This window comes from Bradyrhizobium sp. OK095, assembly GCF_900109945.1.
GTDB lineage: Bacteria > Pseudomonadota > Alphaproteobacteria > Rhizobiales > Xanthobacteraceae > Bradyrhizobium.
Window position 1 is genome coordinate 1 of sequence record NZ_FOBX01000034.1, and the last position, 4,912, is coordinate 4,912.

The following is a 4,912-nucleotide window of genomic DNA, read 5'->3' on the forward strand; positions in this document are numbered from 1 at the left end:
CATCGGCCACCTCGTCAGAGGCGTTCTGCCCGGCGAATGCAGCAACTACTTTGTTAATGCCGGATACGCTTCCATCAAAAAATGAAACGCTCTAGCTCGGCGATGAAGGGCGAGCAGGCGCGGCGGGCCGGCGCCGATCTCGTGGTCAACTACAGGGACGAGGACGTCGTTGCCAAGGCGATGGCGTTTACCGGCGGGCGCGGCGTCGATCGCGTGGTCGACGTCGATTTCGGCGGCAACATCGCGACCACCCTGAAGCTGATGGCGATGAATTCGACCATCGCGGTCTATGCCACCAACGGCAACCGCACGCCTGTGGTCCCGATGCGCGAGCTGATGGAGAAATGCATCGCGCTTCGTTCCCTGGTGCTGTTTGCACTACCGCCTGCGCTGCTGGCGGCGGCGCAGGCGGACATCACGAAATGGCTGACGGCCGGGCCGCGGCTTCATCATGTCGCGGCACAGTTTGCGCTTTCCGACACGGCGCAAGCGCATCTCGCCGTCGAGAAAGGCGACAAGCTCGGCACGGTGATCGTCGACTGCGCACGGTAAGGGTTACGACACCGGCGTGATCCGCTCGTCGGTCCAGTCGATGCCGAGTTCGTCCATGCCGTCGGCCAGGAGATCGCCAAGCATCGGCTCGCCCAGCAGATATTGGACCGCTTCGCGCCGGGGCGCCTTGAATTCGGCACGGGCCTCGGCGGCGCGGGCGCGCAGATCGTCCCATTCGTCAACCGTGCCGTCGCCGCGGCCGATCCACATCAGCGTGACGAGATCGAGCTGCTCGTCCTCGTTCATTGCCTGGATGAATCCGGAAAGCTCGGCCGCGACCGGATCGGAATTGGTGTCTTCCAGTACATCAATCTCGTCGTCGTCGGAGGGATTGGAGCCCGAGTCCGGATCGGAGGCGGCTTCCTTGACGTCGAATTCGCGGGCCTTCTCGATGATGAAGGCCACCTTCTCGGCGGAAATGGCAAGCTCTGGCATGGATTTCCCCTTGGGCTGTTCCTGGGTTCCTCCGATAACGCGACATCGGAGCAGATGATCCATTGTGTTCGATGGAGGAAACCCGCATCTTTCGCGAAAGCATGAAAATGGGGAAACGCCCGATGCAGTGGAAGGTCGGCAAGGTCAAGATTACCAGGCTGGTCGAAATGGAAACCGTCGGCTCGACCCGCTTCATCCTGCCGGCCGCGACCAACGACGAAATCCGGAAGCTGCCCTGGCTGATCCCGCATTTCGCCACCGAAGAAGGCCGGCTGAAAATGTCGATCCACTCGCTGGTGGTGGAGACGCCGACGCGCCGCATCGTGGTCGACACTGGTTTGGGCAACGACAAGCAGGGCCGCGGTGTCCCGGTCTGGAATAACCGCACCACGCCGTTTTTGGAGATGATGATTGCGGCGGGCTTTCCGCCTGACAGCATCGATACCGTGCTGTGCACGCACCTTCACGTCGATCATGTCGGCTGGAACACGAAGCTGGTCGATGGAAAATGGGTGCCGACCTTTCCCAAGGCCCGCTATTTGTTCGGCAAGACTGAATATGAGTATTGGCGCGACTATACGGCCGAGCCGGACAAGGTCGCGGTGTTCAACGATTCCGTGAAGCCGGTCGTCGATGCCGGCCTGGCCGAGCTGATTCCGAGCGATCACCGGCTCTGCGAGGAGATCAGCCTGATCCCGACCCCCGGCCACAGCCCCGGGCACATGAGCGTCCTGATCGAATCCGGCGGTGAACAAGGGCTGCTCACCGGCGACGTCGCCCATCACCCCTGCCAGATGGCGCATCTCGACTGGTGCTCGGTGGTCGACAGCGATCCCGCGCAGTCGGCGGCGAGCCGGCACGAGATGTTTTCGCGCTTTGCCGACACCCCGACATTGGTGATCGGCGGACATTATTCGGCCGGGCACATCAGGCGGGATGGGGACGCGTTCAGGTTTGTGGCGCTGGGGTGATCTTCTTGTCCCGGACGCGGTGCAGCGTGCAACGCTGCTCCGCAGAGCCGGGACCCAGAATGCCGCGACATGGGTCCCGGCTCTGCGCCGCACCGCTTCGCGCTGCGTCGCGTCCGGGACACGAAACCCAATGGCCCGCCCACCGAATTGAGAGGGCTGCAATGCGCTCCGTTTTGAGCGGTTGAATTTCCCGCCGCCCTGTTCCATGAAGCTATTTAACCGATCGGTCCATCTCCAGGGAGAAACGAGAATGAAGCTTGTTCGTTATGGCGAAAAGGGTGCGGAAAAGCCCGGCCTGATCGACAAATCCGGCCAATTGCGCGACCTGTCGGCGCATGTGAAAGACCTCACCGGCGAAGCCTACTCGCCGGAATCCCTCAAGAAGCTGGCTGGCCTCGATCCCGCCTCGCTGCCGACCGTCTCCGGCAAGCCGCGGTTCGGCGCGCCCGTCACCGGCATCTCGAAATTCGTCGCCATCGGCCTCAACTACAGCGACCACGCCAAGGAAACCGGCGCGGCGATCCCGACCGAACCGATCATTTTCATGAAGGCCAACACCTCGCTGTCCGGCCCGAACGACACGGTCGAGAAGCCGCGCGGCTCGACCAAGCTCGACTGGGAAGTCGAGATCGCCGCCATCATCGGCACCCGCGCCAAGTACATCTCGGAAGCCGATGCGCTGAACTACGTCGCCGGCTATTGCGTCTGCAACGACGTCTCCGAGCGCGCCTTCCAGACCGAGCGCCTCGGCCAGTGGACCAAGGGCAAGTCGCACGACACCTTCGGCCCGGTTGGCCCGTGGCTCGCCACCAAGGACGAGATCAAGGACGTGCAGGATTTGTCGATGTGGCTCGACGTCAACGGCCAACGTCGCCAGACCGGCTCGACCAAGACCATGATCTTCTCCATGGCCAAGTGCATCTCCTATGTCTCGCAGTTCATGACCCTGCTGCCGGGCGACATCATCACCACCGGCACCCCGCCCGGCGTCGGTCTCGGCATGAAGCCGCCGACCTTCCTCAATGTCGGCGACGTCATCACGCTCGGCATCGAAGGTCTCGGCGAGCAGCGCCAGGAGATCGTGGCAGCGTAAGGCCGCGGCCCTCATCCTGAGGAGCGCGCAACGCGCGCGTCTCGAAGGATGAATCAAGACCACGGTCATCCGACGTTCGCGCCGGGTGACGAAAGAGCGCCTCCCGTTGCCCATCCTTCGAGACGCGCGCCAAGTGGCGCGCTCCTCAGGATGAGGTCCGTCTGTCTGGATAGAGGTCATTCCCCATGAAACTCTCCTTCTCCGCCGCCTCGCCCTTCGCCCGCAAGGTCCGCATTGCCGCGATCGAGCTTGGGCTGATCGACAAGATCGAGTTCACGTCGGCGACCGTCGCGCCGGGCACGGTCAACGAGGATTATTCGCGCATCACGCCGCTGAAGAAGCTGCCGGTGCTGATCACGGATGACGGCGACGTCATTCTGGATTCCTACGTCATCGTCGAATATCTCAACGAGATGGCCGGCGGCAGCCTGATCCCCGATTACGGCCCGCGGCGCTGGAAGGCCAAGACCAATCACGCGCTGATCAACGGCATGCTCGATTCCATGCTGCTGTGCCGCTACGAGAAGATGGTGCGGCCGCAGGGCCTGCAATGGCAGGCGTGGTCGGACGACCACTGGAACCGGGCCTGGACCGGCATGGCGCGCTTCGAGAACATGCCCGATGTGTTGAACGGCCCGTTCGACATCTCGCAGATCGGCCTCGTTTGCGTGCTCGGTTATGCCGACTTCCGCTTCACCGATTGCGGCTGGCGCAAGGCCTATCCGAAACTCGACGCCTTCCACCAGAAGATGCTGGAGCGGCCCTCCGTGAAAATCTCGGTGCCTCCAGCCGCATAAGCGGGAGTTCTCATGAGCCTGAAATACGCGGTCGGCGATCTCACCATCCATCGCGTCATCGAGCAGGAGACTTCGTTCGTCCCGGCGCTGGACATGCTGCCTGGACTGACACCCGAGGTGCTCGCCGAGAACCGGGCGTGGATGCGCGAAGCGAAGGCGCTGGACGAGCAGGACGTGCTGCTGCTGTGCTTCCAGTCCTATGTGGTGAAGACGCCGCACCACACCATTTTGATCGACAGCTGCATCGGCAACGACAAGCCGCGGCCGCAGCGGCCGAAATGGAACATGAAGACCGACGACACGTATTTGCGCGGGCTCAACGCCGCCGGCTTTGCCGTCGACGACATCGATTTTGTGATGTGCACGCATCTGCATGTCGATCATGTCGGCTGGAACACGCGGATGGAGAACGGCCGCTGGGTGCCGACCTTCCCCAACGCACGCTACATCTTCGCCAAGCAGGAATACGATCACTGGTTCGAGCAAAACGCGAAAGCGGAGATCCCGCCCTTTGCCGACAGCGTGCTGCCGGTGGTCGAGGCGAAACGCCATGAGCTGGTCGGCAACGGCCATCAGATCGGCGATCACGTCCGCATCCTGCCGACACCGGGCCACACGCCCGGTCATATCGCCATCACGATGGGCCGCGGCAAGGACGACGCCGTATTCTCCGGCGATCTCATGCATTCGCCGTTGCAGACGCTCTATCCGGAGCTGTCGATCAAGTTCGACGTCGATCCGGCCAAGGCGGCAACCACGCGCCGCAGTTTTCTGGAACGCTATTGCGACACCGACACGCTGTGCTGCACGGCGCATTTCCCGTCGCCGTCGGTCGGGAAGATCAGGCGCAAGGGCAACGCGTTCGTGTGTGCAGCGGTTTAAGGAAGTACCGTAGGGTGGGCAAAGCGAAGCGTGCCCACCATGCCGCGCGTCGCGAAGAATGGTGGGCACGGCGCGCGAAGAGCGCGCCTTTGCCCACCCTCATATGAGGGCTTTTAAGTCAAGCGTGCCGAACGGGGCTTGGGTATAGATCTTTGCATTTGGCGTGGAGGCGGCGCGCGGAG

Annotated in this window: 6 protein-coding genes; 5 read left to right on the plus strand and 1 reads right to left on the minus strand. The window is 62.7% G+C overall.

Translation table 11 applies throughout. The annotated features are described in order from the left end of the window. Positions 1-81 precede the first annotated feature (81 nt). On the plus strand, positions 82-552 hold the full coding sequence (locus BMW89_RS36995; RefSeq protein ID WP_244547786.1) for a zinc-binding dehydrogenase: 471 nt from the start codon (positions 82-84) through the stop codon (positions 550-552). Positions 553-555: 3 nt separating this feature from the next. On the opposite strand, the gene BMW89_RS37000 is transcribed toward BMW89_RS36995, so the two are convergent. Further along, on the minus strand, positions 556-987 hold the full coding sequence (locus BMW89_RS37000; RefSeq protein WP_092035262.1) for a DUF3775 domain-containing protein: 432 nt from the start codon (positions 985-987) through the stop codon (positions 556-558). 122 nt (positions 988-1,109) lie between these two features. Between BMW89_RS37000 and BMW89_RS37005 the strand changes: the two genes are divergently transcribed. The 4 genes from BMW89_RS37005 to BMW89_RS37020 all read left to right on the plus strand — a co-directional run bounded on the left by BMW89_RS37005 (position 1,110) and on the right by BMW89_RS37020 (position 4,730). Further along, positions 1,110-1,958: an MBL fold metallo-hydrolase gene (locus BMW89_RS37005; RefSeq protein WP_177196594.1), complete on the plus strand. Its 849-nt coding sequence runs from the start codon at positions 1,110-1,112 to the stop codon at positions 1,956-1,958. A 250-nt stretch (positions 1,959-2,208) separates the two neighbouring features. Then, the gene (locus BMW89_RS37010) at positions 2,209-3,051 is read left to right on the plus strand and encodes a fumarylacetoacetate hydrolase family protein (RefSeq protein WP_092035263.1); all 843 of its coding nucleotides are present in this window, start codon (positions 2,209-2,211) and stop codon (positions 3,049-3,051) included. A gap of 185 nt (positions 3,052-3,236) precedes the next feature. Next, positions 3,237-3,848 (plus strand): glutathione S-transferase family protein, encoded by a 612-nt coding sequence (locus BMW89_RS37015; protein ID WP_092035264.1) that lies wholly within the window; start codon positions 3,237-3,239, stop codon positions 3,846-3,848. A 12-nt stretch (positions 3,849-3,860) separates the two neighbouring features. Beyond that, on the plus strand, positions 3,861-4,730 hold the full coding sequence (locus tag BMW89_RS37020; RefSeq protein ID WP_092035265.1) for an MBL fold metallo-hydrolase: 870 nt from the start codon (positions 3,861-3,863) through the stop codon (positions 4,728-4,730). Positions 4,731-4,912: the final 182 nt, after the last annotated feature.